Origin of the sequence: Variovorax sp. 38R, assembly GCF_014843395.1 — a bacterium.
Classification (GTDB): domain Bacteria; phylum Pseudomonadota; class Gammaproteobacteria; order Burkholderiales; family Burkholderiaceae_C; genus Variovorax; species Variovorax paradoxus_H.
Genome location: NZ_CP062121.1, coordinates 1,777,663 through 1,792,964, shown reverse-complemented (window position 1 = coordinate 1,792,964; position 15,302 = coordinate 1,777,663). Strand labels below are relative to the sequence as shown.

Genomic DNA, 15,302 nt, shown 5'->3' with positions numbered 1-15,302 from the left:
CACTGCGCAGGTCACTCCGGTGACGGAAGCACCGCTGGCTTTACCTCAACTCCGCCGCTCGCTTCTTGCAATTTTTCTCGAGGTGATCGAGACCTTCCAGTACGAGTGCGAAGGGCTGCCGGGCTATCAAAAAGTCGCCCAGGCTGGAGTTGAGTTCCTTTGCAATACCGGAATGCACGTCTCTCGCTGTGCTCACGAGCTTGCGCAGAGCGAAGACGAGGCGCACTTGTGCCTCTTCTGGCTGTTCATGCAACGGGATTGCGTAGGCGGCAGCGAAAATGTCAACGAATGGATCACCGGACAGGAAAGCGTCGCGCGCAGTTTCATCCATGCTGTTGTCCAGCCGCGATGCCCTTGCCTCGATTTCCAGAGACAGGAGACGCGCCAAGGTCGCAACAACGGAGACCAACGAAAGCATGCTGTCTCTCCGTGCATCGAGTTGATCCTGCCGCGCGGCGCGAATAGGCAGCATTGCGAAAGCACCGGCTGCAGCGATCGCCGCGACCGAGAAGATCGCTTGCATCCAACCAGACCATTCAGCCTTGGTCATACACAACGGCCACCAGTCGATCCACAGGAAGCAATACTCGGGCGCAGGCATATCAGTTCTCCTCGTTTGGCGCGCATCGTAGCGCGCGGCGAGGCCGCGCCCGCTTCAATCCTCGAGGTCGAATTGCCCCTGCATCTGGCGAATAATTGGCCCGATGTCGGCACGATGCGTGACACGGTCAGTCAGCACCGGCACCGTTCAGTTTGGGCCGCCGACCTCGTTGTCGCTGCCCGTGCCCAGCACGCAGCCTCGGCGCACGTCCGCCCCCTGGACCTTCAGATCAGGAACCGCCTCGATGCGCTCGACCAGCATCCGGTGCAGCTGCACGGCGGTGCAGGCCGGCTTGCCCAAACCTCACTCCTTGTGCGGGTCGAACTCGTACATCTCATGCACGATGCGCTCCGCATCGCGATAGGTGTCGCTCTCGGTGTAGGGCGTGCTCGTGTCGGTTCCCCAAATCCCGACGCCGCTACTGCCAGGCGGCGACGCGAGGAACTCCATCTCGGGGCGGTAGCCCTTCTGCTCGCGCAGCACCTCGTTGAGCAGTTCCAACATCTTTTGAGCCGTGACCTGTTCTCTCGACATGGCGATCCCTTTGCAGTGAGCCCCACATGATGCCACCGACCATTTACAGCACCCAACTGTGCCCACTGCACAGGGCGCCCGCGAGTGCAACGCCGCGTGAACGCCCGATTCTTTTTTCCGCACCCATGGTGCGTGCGTTACTTGACGGCACGAAGACGCAGACGCGGCGCGTGGTCAAGCCTCGCAAGGATCGCCGCTGGGGCTGCGACCTGGTGCCGCACGAATTGGCCGGCGAGATCAATAGCGGCGACTTCACGAACACCGTTTACGGCCAGCCCAGCGACCGGCTGTGGGTGCGCGAAGCGTGGCAAGGTCCACTCGTGGATGGAGACGTTTACGAACGCCAGGGCGGAAACATGCTCCCCTTCCAGAAGCCCGAGTACTGCCGCTATGCGGCCGACGGCGGCCCGCGGCCGGAATACCTGGACGCCGACGACAACATGCGGCAGGGCTGGAAGCCGGGCATCCACATGTACCGCTGGGCCAGCCGCATCACCCTGGAGGTGACCGACGTGCGTGTTGAGCGTCTGCAGGACATCTGCGCGGCCGATGCCAAGGCCGAGGGTATTGAAGGCCAGTTTGAGAACGGCCCGTGGCGCAACTACGGTCGCGACGGCTACTGGTTTCCCGAGGGCAAGGACACGGCCCCAGTGCTGAGCTATCGAAGCCTGTGGGAGCAGATCAACGGCGCCGGCAGCTGGGCGGCGAACCCGTGGGTGTGGGTTATCGAATTCAGGAGGATCGCATCGTGAGCACCGGCACCGCCCCGAAGACCTATCGTTGGGTCAAGCTGTCAAAGCACTGCGAAGAGACGGGCGACACGCCCGACGCGGTGCACGCCAGGCGTAGGAAGCGCGTGTGGACCGATGGCGTACAGTGCCGCCTCGGACCCGACGGCAACCTGTACATCAACCCGGAGGAGTACAACACATGGGTGGAAAGTCAGCCCCAGCAATTGCATGCCCACGCGGCGTGAGCATCCGCACCTTCGCGCATGAAGAGCGGATCCAGATTGCTTTCAGCTACCGCGGCACCGAGTGCCGCGAGCTGCTGTCCCCTGGCCCGATCAACAAGAGCGCACTGAACTACGCGTCGGGCCTGCGCTCTGAGATTCAGCGGAAGATCAAGGACGACACGTTCCGCTACGCCGACTACTTCCCCGACAGCCCGCGCGCGAAACAGTTCGTCGGCAATGCCGGTCGCATTCTGATCGGCAAGCTGCTGCAGGCCCAGCTCGAAATCTACGAGCGCCAGGTGGAGAACAAGCAGCTGTCGCCCAGCACCCTCGACGGCTACAGAAAGGCGATCAACAGCGAGCGCATGAAGCATTGGGAGGACAAGCCACTCAGCGCCGCCACGCCGAGCGCCCTGCGCACGTGGATCGGTGAAATGGAAGTGACGGCCAAGTTTGCGCGCAACCTGCTGACGCCCCTGCGAAGCGTGTTCGAAGACGCGCTAAACGACGACCTGATCACGTTCAACCCGTTCGACCGGATCGCCTTGTCCAAGCTGCTCAAGCAGACCTCGAAGTCGAGCGAGTACGAGATTGACCCCTTCACCGCCGAAGAGCGCGCCACGCTCATCAAGCACGCGCGCGCCGACGAACGCCCGATGGTGCAATTCTGGTTCGCAACGGGCCTCCGGCCTGGCGAGCTGCAAGCACTGCGGTGGGCGAAGATCGACTTCAAAGCGGCCACCGCCCGCATCGACGTAAACCAGGTGGCGCACACTGAAAAGGCGCCGAAGACCGAAGCCGGGATCCGGGACGTCGACCTGAATGCTGACGCGATCGCCGCGCTTGAGGCGCAGAAGCCCGCCAGCCTGCTGGCCGGCGAGCACGTGTGGCTCAACCCCCGCAGCGGCAAGGCCTGGACGACCGACGCGCAGGTACGCAAGACGCTTTGGCAACCGCTGTGCACCCGCGCCGGCGTGCGCTATCGCAACCCGTACCAGGCCCGGCACACCTACGCGAGCGCACTCTTGACGGCCGGCACCAATCCTTGGTATGTCGCCCAGCAGCTCGGGCACACCGACGTGACCATGGTGTTCCAGATTTACGGGAAATTCATTTCCGAGGACTACCAGAAGCCCAAGGCGCCCAAGCTGCGCGTCGTCGGGCAGGATTGATGACCATGACAGAAGCATCCAAACCGATCGAAACAAGCAAGCTGGCGGGCTTGGCACTGGACTACTGGGTGGCCGTCGCGGATGGGCAGCGCGCGGAGAAGTTCTCTCACGAGGGCCGCGGCTGGGTTCGCCTGGTCGGTGTTGGCGTGCCGTACGCCCCGTCCACGCTTTGGGCTCAGGCCGGCCCGATCATCGAGCGCGAGCACATCAACCTGACGTGCGTGTGGGACCCATCCCCCCTACACGGCCCGGGGCCGCGGTGGCTCGCTAGGCACCCCGGTCCTGACGGGAATGGAGTGCTTGCGATGGCTGACACCCCGCTGATTGCGGCCATGCGCGCCTTCGTAGCGGCCAAACTGGGGCCGTCCGTGAGCTGAAGCGAAAAGAGCCGAGCACACCGCCGGGCGCCGCCCGGCTTTTTTTCGTCCGGCGGCGCCGTCGACCGGCCTCTTGCGTGCGAATTTACGTGCGAAACACGTGCGAACCCAACGCCAATAAGGGACGGTTCAGGACGGTTTGGGAGGTCCGCCCCCAATGGTCTTTCATTGGCGGCGGTTGTTTGTGATGGTGGAGCTGGGGGGATTTGAACCCCCGTCCGCAAGCCTTCATCGCGCAGTTCTACATGTTTAGTGATCTGATTTGAGTCTCGCTTCCGGAGTCGCGCAGTCACACGCTAAACCGGACGCCAGCACCCTATTTTCTCGCCCCGACCCAAGGTACCCGGATCGGAGCCAGCCCATGTAATTATCTTTGCAGCCGGGAGGATTCAGATTGCTCTGTCACCCCCTTGCCCAGCCCATCGGCCTGCTGTTGCAAAGCTCACTGGCAATTAAGCAGCGAGTGCGAAACGTTCGTCGTTTGCAGTTAGTTTGTTTGAATCTGTTTTACGAGCGCATTCAGCTCGACATGCCCCGCTGCGACTCCGAACCCACGTCGAAACCAGTGCAGCCCCAAGCAACCCATTTTAGGCGCTATTGAGTAACTTCAAGAGCTCAAGGGGTGAAGAGATTGAAGCATCGGCCCGCCACAGGGTCGAATCGGCCTCTGATGAACCCATGTAGCCATAGGTGGCGGCGACCGTCCGCATGCCTGCGGCACGGCCCGCGATGATGTCGCGTTCGTCGTCCCCCACGTAGATGCAGGCCTCCGACGCCACGCCAAGGCGGCGCGCCGCCTCGTGCAGCGGCTCGGGGTGCGGCTTAGAGAACGGTGTGGTGTCGCCGCTGACGATGGCACCCGCGCTCGCGAAGAGCGGCATCGCGCCGGTCAGCGGGTCGGTGAAGCGGGCCGACTTGTTGGTCACCACGCCCCAGCGCAAACCGCGCTCGCGCAGCGCCTCGATCAGCGGTGCCACGCCGTCGAACACGAGCGTGTTGAGCAGCATGCGGCGCTCGTAGGCGACGTAGAACTCTTCGCGCAGCGCGTCGAACTCGGGGGCGTCGGGGGTGATGTCGAACGCCACGCCCAGCATGCCGCGGGCGCCGGCACCGGCCAGCGGGCGGTAGCGCTCCAGCGGGTACGGGGCCAGGCCGCGGTCGGTGCGCATCTTGTCGGCGGCGGCGCCGAGATCGGGTGCGCTGTCGATCAGCGTACCGTCGAGATCGAACAGGACTGCCTGCATCTTTTCTCCCCCCATCATCGGTGCGCCTCCGGCAGCGCGGGCCTCTGGGTCGCGAAGAGGTAGTTGACGCTGGTGTCGGCGCTGAGCCAGTAGCGCCGGGTCAGCGGGTTGTGTTCCATGCCCCGTGTGTGGCGCAGGTCCAGACGGGCAGCGCGGCAGTAGCCGGCCAGCTCACTGGGACGGATCAGCTTGGGGTACTCGTGCGTGCCGCGTGGCAGCATGCCCAGGACGTACTCGGCGCCCACGATCGCCAGCATGAAGGACTTCAGATTGCGATTGATGGTCGAGAAGAACACCCAGCCACCCGGCTTCACGAGGGTCGCGCAGGCCTGGATCACCGAGGCCGGATCGGGCACATGCTCCAGCATTTCCATGCAGGTGACGACATCGAAGCTGCCGGGCTGCTCGGCCGCCAGCGCTTCGGCACTGACTTCGCGGTACTTGACGCCACGCGTCCCAGCTTCAAGCGCATGTAGTTGGGCGACCTTGAGCGCCTTGGTCGCCAGGTCGATGCCGAGCACGTCGGCACCCTTACGCGCCATCGAATCGGCCAGGATGCCGCCGCCACAGCCGATATCGACTACACGTTGGCCCGAAATAGGCGCAATACCGTCAATCCAATCGAGTCGCAATGGATTGATTTCGTGCAACGGGCGGAATTCGCTCTCCAAATCCCACCACCGATGCGCAAGCTCCGAAAACTTGGCCAGTTCGGCCGGGTCTGCATTCACATGTTCTGTCATACGGCAATTATGAAGCGAGCAAAGCCCGACTCGAAAGCAATGGGCTTGCGTCAGGCCCGACTGCAATTTCGTCAGGCATAAAAAAACCCCGCCGAGGCGGGGTTTTCATTCGTCGATGGAATCGATCGATCAGTTGGCGCGGGTGCCAACCACTTCGATTTCCACGCGACGGTTCTTGGCGCGGCCTTCCTTGGTGCGGTTGTCAGCCACTGGCTGCTTCTCGCCCTTGCCTTCGGTGTAGACGCGGTTGCGTTCGATGCCCTTCGAGACCAGGAAGGCCTTGACGGCTTCGGCGCGACGCACCGACAGACGCTGGTTGTATGCGTCGGTACCGATGGAGTCGGTGTGACCCACAGCGATGATGACTTCGAGGTTCACACCACGGATCTTCTCGACCAGGTCGGTCAGCTTGGCGCGACCTTCAGGCTTCAGAACCGACTTGTCGAAGTCGAAGAAGGCGTCAGCAGCGAAGGTGACCTTCGAAGCAGCGACTTGTGCGGGAGGCGGAGCAACCGGAGCGCCAGGCGTAGGAGCCACAGCAGCCGGGCCAGCCGGAACCAGAGCACCGTCGCAACCGGCGGCAGCCGTTGCGGGCGTCCAGTTGGCATCGCGCCAGCACAGTTCGTTCGTGCCGTTCTTCCAGACGAGTTCGCCGGTGCCGTTTTGCCAGTTGTCGATCGTAGGACCGCCGTTCGCAGCGGTGACACGGGTCTGCGCGCCGGCGGCAGTGGCGAGCGCAGCGACTGCAAACATCATCGCCACTTTATTCAGTTTCTTCATGGTTCTCCTCTTGGGGAAAAAGCCGCAGCCGCGCTGCGAATCAAGGACGCTTTAAGTGACCACCACCCAAAACGTTGAGACGATTGTGCCATAGGGTCTTTGGCAAACAGGCCGCTGGACGCCCCCGAAGCGTAGGACGGAGGCGGAATAGAGCCCTTGTGTTGCGGCGGTGCGACACCCCTCACAGCGTAAAATTTCGCCTTCCTGCCGCCAGCCTCTAGCTCATGACCTCCTTCGCCAAAGAAACCCTGCCCATCAGTCTCGAAGAGGAAATGCGCAGCAGCTACCTCGATTACGCCATGAGCGTGATCGTTGGCCGGGCCCTTCCCGACGCCCGCGACGGCCTCAAGCCGGTGCACCGGCGCGTGCTGTACGCGATGCACGAGCTCAACAACGACTGGAACCGGCCGTACAAGAAGTCGGCCCGTATCGTTGGTGACGTGATCGGCAAGTACCACCCGCACGGCGACCAGTCGGTCTACGACACCATCGTCCGGCTGGCCCAGGACTTCTCGATGCGCCACATGCTGGTCGACGGCCAGGGCAACTTCGGGTCGGTCGACGGCGACAACGCAGCCGCAATGCGTTATACGGAAATCCGGCTGGCCAAAATTGCGCATGAAATGCTGGCCGATATCGACAAGGAAACTGTCGACTTTCAGGACAATTACGACGGCTCTGAAAGAGAACCGAAAGTTTTACCGAGTCAGCTGCCCAATTTGCTGGTCAATGGCTCCGGCGGTATTGCGGTCGGCATGGCCACGAATATCCCGCCGCACAACCTCAATGAAGTGGTCGATGCCTGCCTGCACCTGCTTCGCAACCCTGAAGCCAGCATCGACGAGCTGATGGAGATCGTGCCGGCGCCCGACTTCCCCACCGCCGGCATCATCTACGGTATCAACGGCGTGAAGGACGGCTACCGCACCGGCCGCGGCAAGGTCGTGATGCGCGCCAAGTGCCACTTCGAGGACATCGACCGCGGCCAGCGCCAGGCGATCATCGTTGACGAGCTGCCCTATCAGGTCAACAAGAAGACGCTGCAGGAGCGCATGGCCGAGCTGGTGCACGAGAAAAAAATCGAAGGCATCAGCCACATCCAGGACGAGTCCGACAAGTCGGGCATGCGCCTGGTGATCGAGCTCAAGCGCGGTGAAGTGCCCGAGGTGGTGCTCAACAACCTCTACAAGCAGACGCAGCTGCAGGACACCTTCGGCATCAACATGGTGGCGCTGGTCGACGGCCAGCCCAAGCTGTGCAACCTGAAGGACCTGATCCAGGTCTTCCTGCAGCACCGCCGCGAAGTGGTCACGCGCCGCACGGTCTTCACGCTGCGCAAGGCCCGCGAACGCGGCCACGTGCTCGAAGGCCTGGCGGTGGCGCTGGCCAACATCGACGAGTTCATTCGCATCATCCGCGAATCGCCCACACCGCCGGTCGCCAAGGCCGAACTGATGACCCGCGCCTGGGACAGCAAGCTGGTGCGCGAGATGCTCACGCGCTCGCGCGCCGACGGCGGCGTGATCAACGCCGACGACTACCGCCCCGAAGGCCTCGAGCGCGAGTTCGGCATGGGCGGCGACGGCCTCTACCGCCTGTCGGAAACGCAAGCGCAAGAAATCCTGCAGATGCGTCTGCAGCGCCTGACCGGCCTTGAGCAAGACAAGATCGTCGCCGAGTACAAGGAAGTCATGGCCGAGATTGACGACCTGCTCGACATCCTGGCCAAGCCCGAACGCGTCTCCATCATCATTGGCGACGAGCTCGGCGAGATCAAGCAGGAGTTCGGTCAGAGCAAGCTCGGCGCCCGCCGCAGCCTGGTCGAGCACAGTGCCTACGACCTCTCGACCGAAGACCTGATCACGCCGACCGACATGGTCGTCACGCTCTCGCACAGCGGCTACATCAAGAGCCAGCCCTTGGGCGAATACCGCGCACAAAAACGCGGCGGGCGCGGCAAGCAGGCCACGGCGACGAAGGAAGACGACTGGATCGACCAGCTCTTCATTGCCAACACGCACGACTACATCCTGTGCTTCTCGAACCGCGGCCGGCTGTACTGGCTCAAGGTGTGGGAAGTGCCGGCGGGTTCGCGCGGCTCGCGCGGACGCCCCATCGTCAACATGTTCCCGCTGCAAGAAGGCGAAAAGATCAACGTCGCCCTCGCCCTCACCGGCGAGAAGCGCAACTTCCCGGCCGACCAGTACGTGTTCATGTCGACCTCGATGGGCACGGTCAAGAAGACGGCGCTCGACGAATTCAGCAACCCGCGCAAGGGCGGCATCATTGCCGTGAACCTCGATGAAGGCGACTACCTCATCGGCGCGGCACTCACCGACGGCAAGCACGACGTGATGCTGTTCAGCGACAACGGCAAGGCCGTGCGCTTCGACGAAGAAGACGTCCGTCCGCTGGGCCGCAACGCCCGCGGCGTGCGCGGCATGTCGCTGGAACCGGGCCAGGGCGTGATCGCCATGCTGGTGGCCGAGGACGAGCAGCAGAGCGTGCTCACCGCCACCGAAAATGGTTACGGAAAACGCACAAGCATTACCGAATACACGCGTCATGGCCGCGGAACCAAAGGCATGATCGCGATTCAACAGAGTGAGCGCAACGGCAAGGTCGTTGCCGCCACGCTCGTTCATGCGGACGATGAGATCATGCTCATCACCGACAAGGGTGTGCTCGTGCGCACCCGTGTGGCCGAGATTCGCGAACTGGGTCGGGCGACGCAAGGCGTCACGCTGATCGGGCTCGACGAAGGCGCCAAACTCAGCGGGCTTCAACGCATCGTCGAAAACGACGCGGTCGGCGAAAGCGAGCCGGACGCAGACGACACTTCCACATCTTCAACGGAGAATCCTCAGTGAAAAAACAACTCAAGCTCGCACTCCTGACCGCTGCTCTCGCCGGCTCGTCCATGGCCGCCATGGCCCAGGACAAGGCCACGCTGATCAAGCAGTTCATCGAGATCCAGCGCCCCGGCATCGAGTCGCTGGCACGCGGCCTGATCGAGCAGTCGAGCGCCCCCATCGCGCAAGCCGGTTCGCAGTACCTGCAGACGCAAGTGCCTGAAGCCAAGCGCGAATCCGCCGCCAAGGCCGCTGACGCCGAACTGAAGAAGTACTTCGACGACGCCTACCCGGTCGTGCGCGACAAGGCCGTGCAGATCGCCCCTGGCGCCCTGACGCCCATCCTCGAGCAGAACTTCACCGAAGAAGAGCTCAAGCAGCTGCTGGCCTGGATCAACTCGCCCCTGAGCAAGAAGTACCAGGAACTGAACCCGAAGATGCAGACTGCTCTGACGGAAAAGCTGGTGACCGACACCCGCGCCACCATCGAACCCAAGATGCGCGCACTCGACACCAACGTCGCCAAGGCCCTCGGTGCTCCGACCGACGGCGCCGCCGCAGCTCCCGCCAAGGCGCCCGCCGCCAAGGCTCCCGCCAAGACAAAGTAAAGCACCGTGACCCAGCAGCAGACGCCGGCCGGCAAGCGCCCCTACAACTTTTCGGCCGGTCCGGCTGCCATGCCGGAGGCGGTGCTGCAACGCGCCGCCTCCGAGATGCTCGATTGGCAGGGCAGCGGCATGAGCGTGATGGAGATGAGCCATCGCGGCAAGGAATTCGGTGCCATCTGCACCCAAGCCGAAGCCGACATCCGCACGCTGCTGGCCATCCCCTCGCACTTTCACATCCTGTTCATGCAGGGTGGCGGACTTGGCGAGAACGCCATCGTGCCGTTGAACCTGTCGCGCGGCGCTGCCGCCGACTTCGTTGTCACCGGCAGCTGGAGCGCCAAGTCGCTCAAGGAAGCGCAGCGCTACTGCACGGCCCGCGTGGCCGCGAGCAACGCTGACAACCAACACACCAAGCTGCCCGATCCCGCAAGCTGGCAGCTGTCCGGCGATGCCTCGTATGTGCACGTGTGCAGCAACGAGACCATCAACGGCATCGAGTTCCAGCAACTCCCCGACCTGGCCGCGCTCGGCAGCAAGGCGCCGCTGGTCATCGATTTTTCTTCCCATGTCGCTTCGCGCAGCGTCGACTGGAGCCGCGTCGGCCTGGCCTTCGGCGGCGCCCAGAAGAACCTCGGCCCCGCCGGCCTGACCATCGTGGTCGTGCGCGACGACCTGCTGGGCCACGCCCTCGAGATCTGCCCGAGCGCGTTCAATTACAAGACCGTGGCCGACAACCACTCCATGTACAACACCCCGCCGACCTGGGGCATCTACATGGCGGGGCTCACGTTCCAATGGCTGCTGCAGCAGACCGAAGGCGAGCTCACCGGCATCGCCGCCATGGAGCAGCGCAACCTCGAGAAGGCCACGCTGCTGTACGGGTACATCGACGGCTCCGACTTCTACGCCAACCGCATCGACACAAGCTGCCGTTCGCGCATGAACGTGCCGTTCTTCCTGGCCGACGAAAGCCGCAACGAGGCCTTCCTGGCCGGTGCGCGCGAAGCCGGACTGCTGCAGCTCAAGGGCCACAAGTCGGTCGGCGGAATGCGTGCGAGCATCTACAACGCCATGCCGCTGGCAGGGGTGCAGGCCTTGGTGGCCTACATGAGAGAATTCGAGCGATCGCATGCGTAGGCGCATGCCCTGTTGCTCGCACCGATGACCGCCTCTGCCCCCACACCACCCACCTCCCCCGACAGCTCCGAAAGCCTGACCGATCTGCGCGTGCAGATCGACTCCCTCGACCAACGGCTTCTGAGCCTGCTCAATGAGCGGGCCCATGTGGCCGAGTTGGTCGGCGAGGTCAAGAAGCGCGAAGGCACGCCGTTCTTCCGCCCCGACCGCGTTGCAGCGGTCATCGACAAGATGCAGAAAAGCAATGGCGGTCCGCTCAAGGACCTCCATGTCGCGGCCATCTGGCGCGAGATCATGTCGGCCTGCCTGGCACTCGAATCGCCCCAACGCGTGGCCGTGCTCGGGCCCGAAGGCACCTTCTGCGAACAGGCCGCCATCGAGTACTTCGGCGGTGCCGCCGACCTGATCTACTGCGCCAGCTTCGACGAGGTGTTCCACGCCACGGCCGCGGGCAGCGCCCAGTACGGCGTGGTCGGCGTCGAGAACTCGACCGAAGGCGTGGTCACGCGCTCGCTCGACCTGTTCCTGCACTCGCCCACCCATGTCGTCGGCGAAGTCAGCCTGCTGGTGCGCCATCACCTGATGCGCAGCAGCAACTCGCTCGAAGGCGTCGAGGCCGTGCTGGCCCACCCGCAGGCACTGGCGCAGTGCCAGACCTGGCTGTCCAAGCACCTGCCCAACGCCGAGCGGCGCGCCGTGTCGAGCAACGCCGAGGGCGCGCGGCTCGCGGCCACGAATCCGGCCTGGGCCGCGCTGGCCGGCGAACGCGCCGCCACCCGCTTCGGCCTGCACATCGTGGCGCACGCCATCCAGGACGACTCGTACAACCGCACCCGCTTCTCGGTGATCTGCCTGCCGCAAACGCTGGCCATGCCGCCGGCTTCGGGCAAGGACTGCACGAGCCTCATCGTCTCGGTGCCGAACCGGCCAGGCGCAGTGCACGACCTGCTGGTGCCGCTGAAGGCCAACAACGTCTCGATGACGCGCTTCGAGTCGCGCCCCGCGCGCACCGGCCAGTGGGAGTACTACTTCTACATTGACCTCGACGGCCACCCCTCGCAGCCCAACGTGGCGGCGGCGCTGGCCGACCTGCGTGGCCTCTGCGCCTTCTACAAGGTGCTCGGCGCCTACCCGATCAAAGCCTGAGCCGAACGGACCGACGCGATGTTCGAGCAACTGGGATTGATCGGCTGCGGCCTCATGGGCGGCTCCTTTGCGCTCGCGCTCAAACGCGCGAAGCTGGTGAAACGCGTGGTCGGCTACAGCAAGTCGCCCTCCACTACCGAGCGCGCACGCCAGCTCGGCGTGATCGACGTGGCGGCGCCGTCGGCGCTGCTGGCGGTGTCGGGCGCCGACCTCGTGCTGCTGGCCGTGCCGGTGGCCGCCTCGGAAGCCACCTTCAAGGCGATTCGCCACGGCATTTCCGCCGACACGCTGGTGATGGACGTCGGCTCGACCAAGGGCGACGTGATCGAAGCCGCGCGCAACGGCCTGCAAAAGCAATTCGCGAACTTCGTGCCGGCCCACCCGATCGCCGGCAAGGAAGTCTCCGGCATCGAACATGCCGAAGCCTCGCTCTTCACCGGCCGCCAGGTCGTGCTGACCCCCGTCAAGACCACGCTGCGCTCGAACGTGCAACGCGCGTCGCAGGTGTGGAGCGGCATCGGCGCCAACGTCATCACCATGACGTACGAAGAGCACGACGCCGCCTTCGCCGCCGTGAGCCATCTGCCGCACCTGCTGGCCTTTGCGTACACCAACGCCCTCACCGGCCAGCCGCAGGGCGACCGCTTCCTGAGCCTCGCGGGCCCGGGCTTTCGCGATTTCTCGCGCATCGCCGCCAGCGACCCGGTCATGTGGCGCGACGTGCTGCTCGCCAACCGCGAGCAGGTGCTGCAACAGTCGCAGGCCTTCCGCAAGGCGCTCGAAGACCTCGAGGTGCTGATGACCGCCGGCGACCTGCAAGGCCTGGAGCAATCCATCGCCGCCGCCAGCAAGGCGCGCGCCGCCTGGAGGCCGAATTCAAGCACTGACGCTCTGGCCCAGCAGGACAGCTGACATGACTTGCCCCCACGCTCATCACTTCGTGTATCGCTGCCCCCCGAGGGGGCGCTCAATGCCCTTCGGGCGGCCGGGCGGGCATTGATATGTTCTCGACCGCCTTCCTCGACCTTCCGCCCCTCGTGGGCGCCGCCGGCACGGTCCGGCTGCCGGGCTCCAAGAGCATCTCCAACCGCGTGCTGCTGCTGGCTGCGCTCGCCAGCGGCACCACCACGATCCACGACCTGCTCGATTCCGACGACACGCGCGTGATGCTCGACGCCTTGCGCGCGCTGGGCTGCGGCATCGAACCGGCCGACGGTTCGCTGCGCATCACGGGCTTGGGCGGCCAGTTGCCGCCGTCGCTGGGCGCGACGCTGCTACCACTGTTCCTTGGCAACGCCGGCACGGCGATGCGTCCGCTGACCGCGGCGCTGTCGCTGCTCGGCGGCGAGTTCGAACTCAGCGGCGTGCCGCGCATGCACGAGCGCCCGATCGGCGACCTGGTCGACGCGCTCACGCAGTTGGGCTGCCGCATCGACTACCTCGGCAACCCTGGCTATCCGCCGCTGCGCATCCACCCGGTGTCGCACGACGAACTGGCGCTCGGCGCGCCGATCCGCGTGCGCGGCGACGTGTCGAGTCAGTTCCTCACCGCCCTGCTGCTGGCGCTGCCGCTCGCAGCGGCCCACGACATCGTGATCGAGGTCGTCGGCGAGCTGATTTCCAAGCCCTACATCGAGATCACGCTGAACCTGCTGGCGCGCTTCGGCATCACGGTGCACCGCGACGGCTGGGAGCGCTTCACCATTCCCGCCGGCAGCCGCTACAGCTCGCCAGGCGAGATCCACGTCGAGGCGGACGCCTCGTCCGCTAGCTATTTCATAGCACTTGGCGCCATTGCGGCGGGCGTTTCGGGCCAGAACGGCATCCGCATCGAAGGCGTCGGCGCAGCCTCGATCCAGGGCGACATCCGCTTCATCGACGCCGCCCAACAGATGGGCGCGCTGGTCGACAGCGGCCCGAACTGGCTCGAAATCCGCCGTGGCGCCTGGCCCCTCAAGGCCATCGACCTCGACGCGAACCACATCCCCGATGCCGCCATGACGCTGGCCGTCATGGCGCTGTACGCCGACGGCCCGAGCACGCTGCGCAACATCGCGAGCTGGCGCGTGAAGGAAACCGACCGCATCGACGCCATGGCGAACGAGCTGCAAAAGCTCGGCGCGACGGTCGAGGCCGGGCCGGACTTCATCCGCGTCCACCCGCTGACCGCCGCCGGGTGGCTGCCTGCCAGCATTCGCACGTACGACGACCACCGGGTTGCCATGTGCTTCTCGCTCGCGGCCTTCAATCCGGCCGGCGTGCCGGTGCGCATCCTCGAGCCCCACTGCGTCGCCAAGACCTTCCCCGACTACTTCGAAACCCTGTTCTCGGTGGCCGAGGCTGCCGAGGTGCCGGTGATCTGCATCGACGGCCCGACCGCCTCGGGCAAGGGCACGCTGGCCGCCGAGGTGGCGCGCCTGCTGGGCTACCACTACCTCGATTCGGGCTCGCTCTACCGCGTGACCGGGCTCGCCGCCCGCCGCGCCGGCCTGGAGGCCACCGCCGCCAACGAAGCGCAGATTGCCGCCCTCGCCGCCGCCCTGCCCCTGCAGTTCACCGAGGGCAAGGTGCTGCTGGCCGGCGACGACGTGAGCGACGACATCCGCACCGAAGCCGCCGGCATGGATGCCTCCCGCGTTTCCGCGCTGCCGGCCGTGCGCGAGGCGCTGCAAGACCTGCAACATCGCTTTCGCCGCCTGCCCGGCCTCGTGGCCGACGGGCGCGACATGGGCACCGTGATCTTCCCCGACGCGGCACTCAAGGTGTTCCTCACGGCGGGTGCCGCCCAGCGCGCCGAACGGCGGCATAAGCAGTTGATTTCAAAGGGTATTTCGACTACACTCGACAGTCTTCGCTCCGACTTGGAAGCACGTGACGCCCGGGACTCTTCCCGCAGCGTCGCCCCTCTGAAGCCGGCGCAGGACGCTCGCCACCTCGACAACTCCCAGCTGTCCATCGAACACTCGATCGACACGGTGTTGAACTGGTGGCAGCAAGTGCAGCCTTTCAAGTCCGCTTGAAAGGCTTGCGTTCCCCGGGTGTTCCGGGCGACGCCTACCGCTCCAGCAGGCTCCTTCCGCGCGACAGCGCACTGGCCTGCTGGTTGTTCAACCAACCGGGCTCACGCCCACAACCTAACCGCCGTCTACAGAC

At 64.8% G+C, this 15,302-nt stretch carries 16 protein-coding genes and 1 other RNA gene; 10 read left to right on the top strand and 7 right to left on the bottom strand.

Annotation, left to right across the window (positions count from 1 at the left end; all coding sequences use genetic code 11):
- Nucleotides 1–40: 40 nt before the first annotated feature.
- The 3 genes from IG196_RS07980 to IG196_RS07970 form a co-directional block, all read right to left on the bottom strand.
- Nucleotides 41–601, bottom strand: coding sequence for a hypothetical protein (locus IG196_RS07980; RefSeq protein ID WP_192195702.1), 561 nt, complete (start codon nt 599–601; stop codon nt 41–43).
- Between the two features lie 147 nt (nt 602–748).
- On the bottom strand, nt 749–901 hold the full coding sequence (locus IG196_RS31985) for a hypothetical protein (protein WP_225616961.1): 153 nt from the start codon (nt 899–901) through the stop codon (nt 749–751).
- A gap of 3 nt (nt 902–904) precedes the next feature.
- Complete coding sequence (locus IG196_RS07970; protein WP_192195701.1) at nt 905–1,135, bottom strand: hypothetical protein; 231 nt, start codon at nt 1,133–1,135, stop codon at nt 905–907.
- 26 nt (nt 1,136–1,161) lie between these two features.
- On the opposite strand from IG196_RS07970, the gene IG196_RS07965 reads away from it, so the two are divergent.
- From IG196_RS07965 to IG196_RS07950, 4 genes are read left to right on the top strand one after another with little or no spacing between them, the layout of a single operon-like run.
- Nucleotides 1,162–1,887, top strand: a complete 726-nt coding sequence (locus IG196_RS07965; RefSeq protein WP_225616960.1) for a hypothetical protein — start codon at nt 1,162–1,164, stop codon at nt 1,885–1,887.
- On the top strand, nt 1,884–2,111 hold the full coding sequence (locus IG196_RS07960; RefSeq protein ID WP_192195700.1) for an excisionase: 228 nt from the start codon (nt 1,884–1,886) through the stop codon (nt 2,109–2,111). The genes IG196_RS07965 and IG196_RS07960 overlap by 4 nt, the downstream gene beginning before the upstream one ends.
- Nucleotides 2,108–3,262: a site-specific integrase gene (locus tag IG196_RS07955; protein WP_263864231.1), complete on the top strand. Its 1,155-nt coding sequence runs from the start codon at nt 2,108–2,110 to the stop codon at nt 3,260–3,262. The genes IG196_RS07960 and IG196_RS07955 overlap by 4 nt, the downstream gene beginning before the upstream one ends.
- Nucleotides 3,263–3,267: 5 nt before the next feature.
- Complete coding sequence (locus IG196_RS07950) at nt 3,268–3,639, top strand: phage protein NinX family protein (protein ID WP_192195698.1); 372 nt, start codon at nt 3,268–3,270, stop codon at nt 3,637–3,639.
- 188 nt (nt 3,640–3,827) lie between these two features.
- Here the strand turns inward: IG196_RS07950 and ssrA are convergent.
- The 4 genes from ssrA to ompA form a co-directional block, all read right to left on the bottom strand.
- Nucleotides 3,828–4,214: a transfer-messenger RNA gene (ssrA, locus tag IG196_RS07945) on the bottom strand.
- 12 nt (nt 4,215–4,226) lie between these two features.
- Nucleotides 4,227–4,883, bottom strand: a complete 657-nt coding sequence (gph, locus tag IG196_RS07940; RefSeq protein ID WP_412556371.1) for a phosphoglycolate phosphatase — start codon at nt 4,881–4,883, stop codon at nt 4,227–4,229.
- 14 nt (nt 4,884–4,897) lie between these two features.
- Nucleotides 4,898–5,626 (bottom strand): bifunctional 2-polyprenyl-6-hydroxyphenol methylase/3-demethylubiquinol 3-O-methyltransferase UbiG, encoded by a 729-nt coding sequence (gene ubiG, locus IG196_RS07935; RefSeq protein WP_101492497.1) that lies wholly within the window; start codon nt 5,624–5,626, stop codon nt 4,898–4,900.
- Between the two features lie 129 nt (nt 5,627–5,755).
- On the bottom strand, nt 5,756–6,406 hold the full coding sequence (gene ompA, locus IG196_RS07930; protein ID WP_101492498.1) for an outer membrane protein OmpA: 651 nt from the start codon (nt 6,404–6,406) through the stop codon (nt 5,756–5,758).
- A gap of 224 nt (nt 6,407–6,630) precedes the next feature.
- Here ompA and gyrA point away from each other — a divergent pair, with 224 nt between their 5' ends.
- From gyrA to IG196_RS07900, 6 genes are all read left to right on the top strand, one after another.
- Nucleotides 6,631–9,276 carry a DNA gyrase subunit A gene (gene gyrA / locus IG196_RS07925; protein ID WP_192195697.1) on the top strand — a complete coding sequence of 882 codons (2,646 nt, stop codon included), beginning with the start codon at nt 6,631–6,633 and terminating at the stop codon, nt 9,274–9,276.
- Nucleotides 9,273–9,866 (top strand): DUF2059 domain-containing protein, encoded by a 594-nt coding sequence (locus IG196_RS07920; protein ID WP_225616959.1) that lies wholly within the window; start codon nt 9,273–9,275, stop codon nt 9,864–9,866. The genes gyrA and IG196_RS07920 overlap by 4 nt, the downstream gene beginning before the upstream one ends.
- 6 nt (nt 9,867–9,872) lie before the next feature.
- Nucleotides 9,873–11,003, top strand: a complete 1,131-nt coding sequence (gene serC / locus IG196_RS07915; protein WP_192195696.1) for a 3-phosphoserine/phosphohydroxythreonine transaminase — start codon at nt 9,873–9,875, stop codon at nt 11,001–11,003.
- Between the two features lie 24 nt (nt 11,004–11,027).
- Nucleotides 11,028–12,149, top strand: coding sequence for a prephenate dehydratase (pheA, locus tag IG196_RS07910; RefSeq protein ID WP_192195695.1), 1,122 nt, complete (start codon nt 11,028–11,030; stop codon nt 12,147–12,149).
- Nucleotides 12,150–12,167: 18 nt separating this feature from the next.
- Complete coding sequence (locus tag IG196_RS07905) at nt 12,168–13,061, top strand: prephenate dehydrogenase (RefSeq protein ID WP_192195694.1); 894 nt, start codon at nt 12,168–12,170, stop codon at nt 13,059–13,061.
- Between the two features lie 89 nt (nt 13,062–13,150).
- The gene (locus IG196_RS07900; RefSeq protein WP_192195693.1) at nt 13,151–15,169 is read left to right on the top strand and encodes a bifunctional 3-phosphoshikimate 1-carboxyvinyltransferase/cytidylate kinase; all 2,019 of its coding nucleotides are present in this window, start codon (nt 13,151–13,153) and stop codon (nt 15,167–15,169) included.
- The last annotated feature ends 133 nt before the right edge of the window (nt 15,170–15,302 follow it).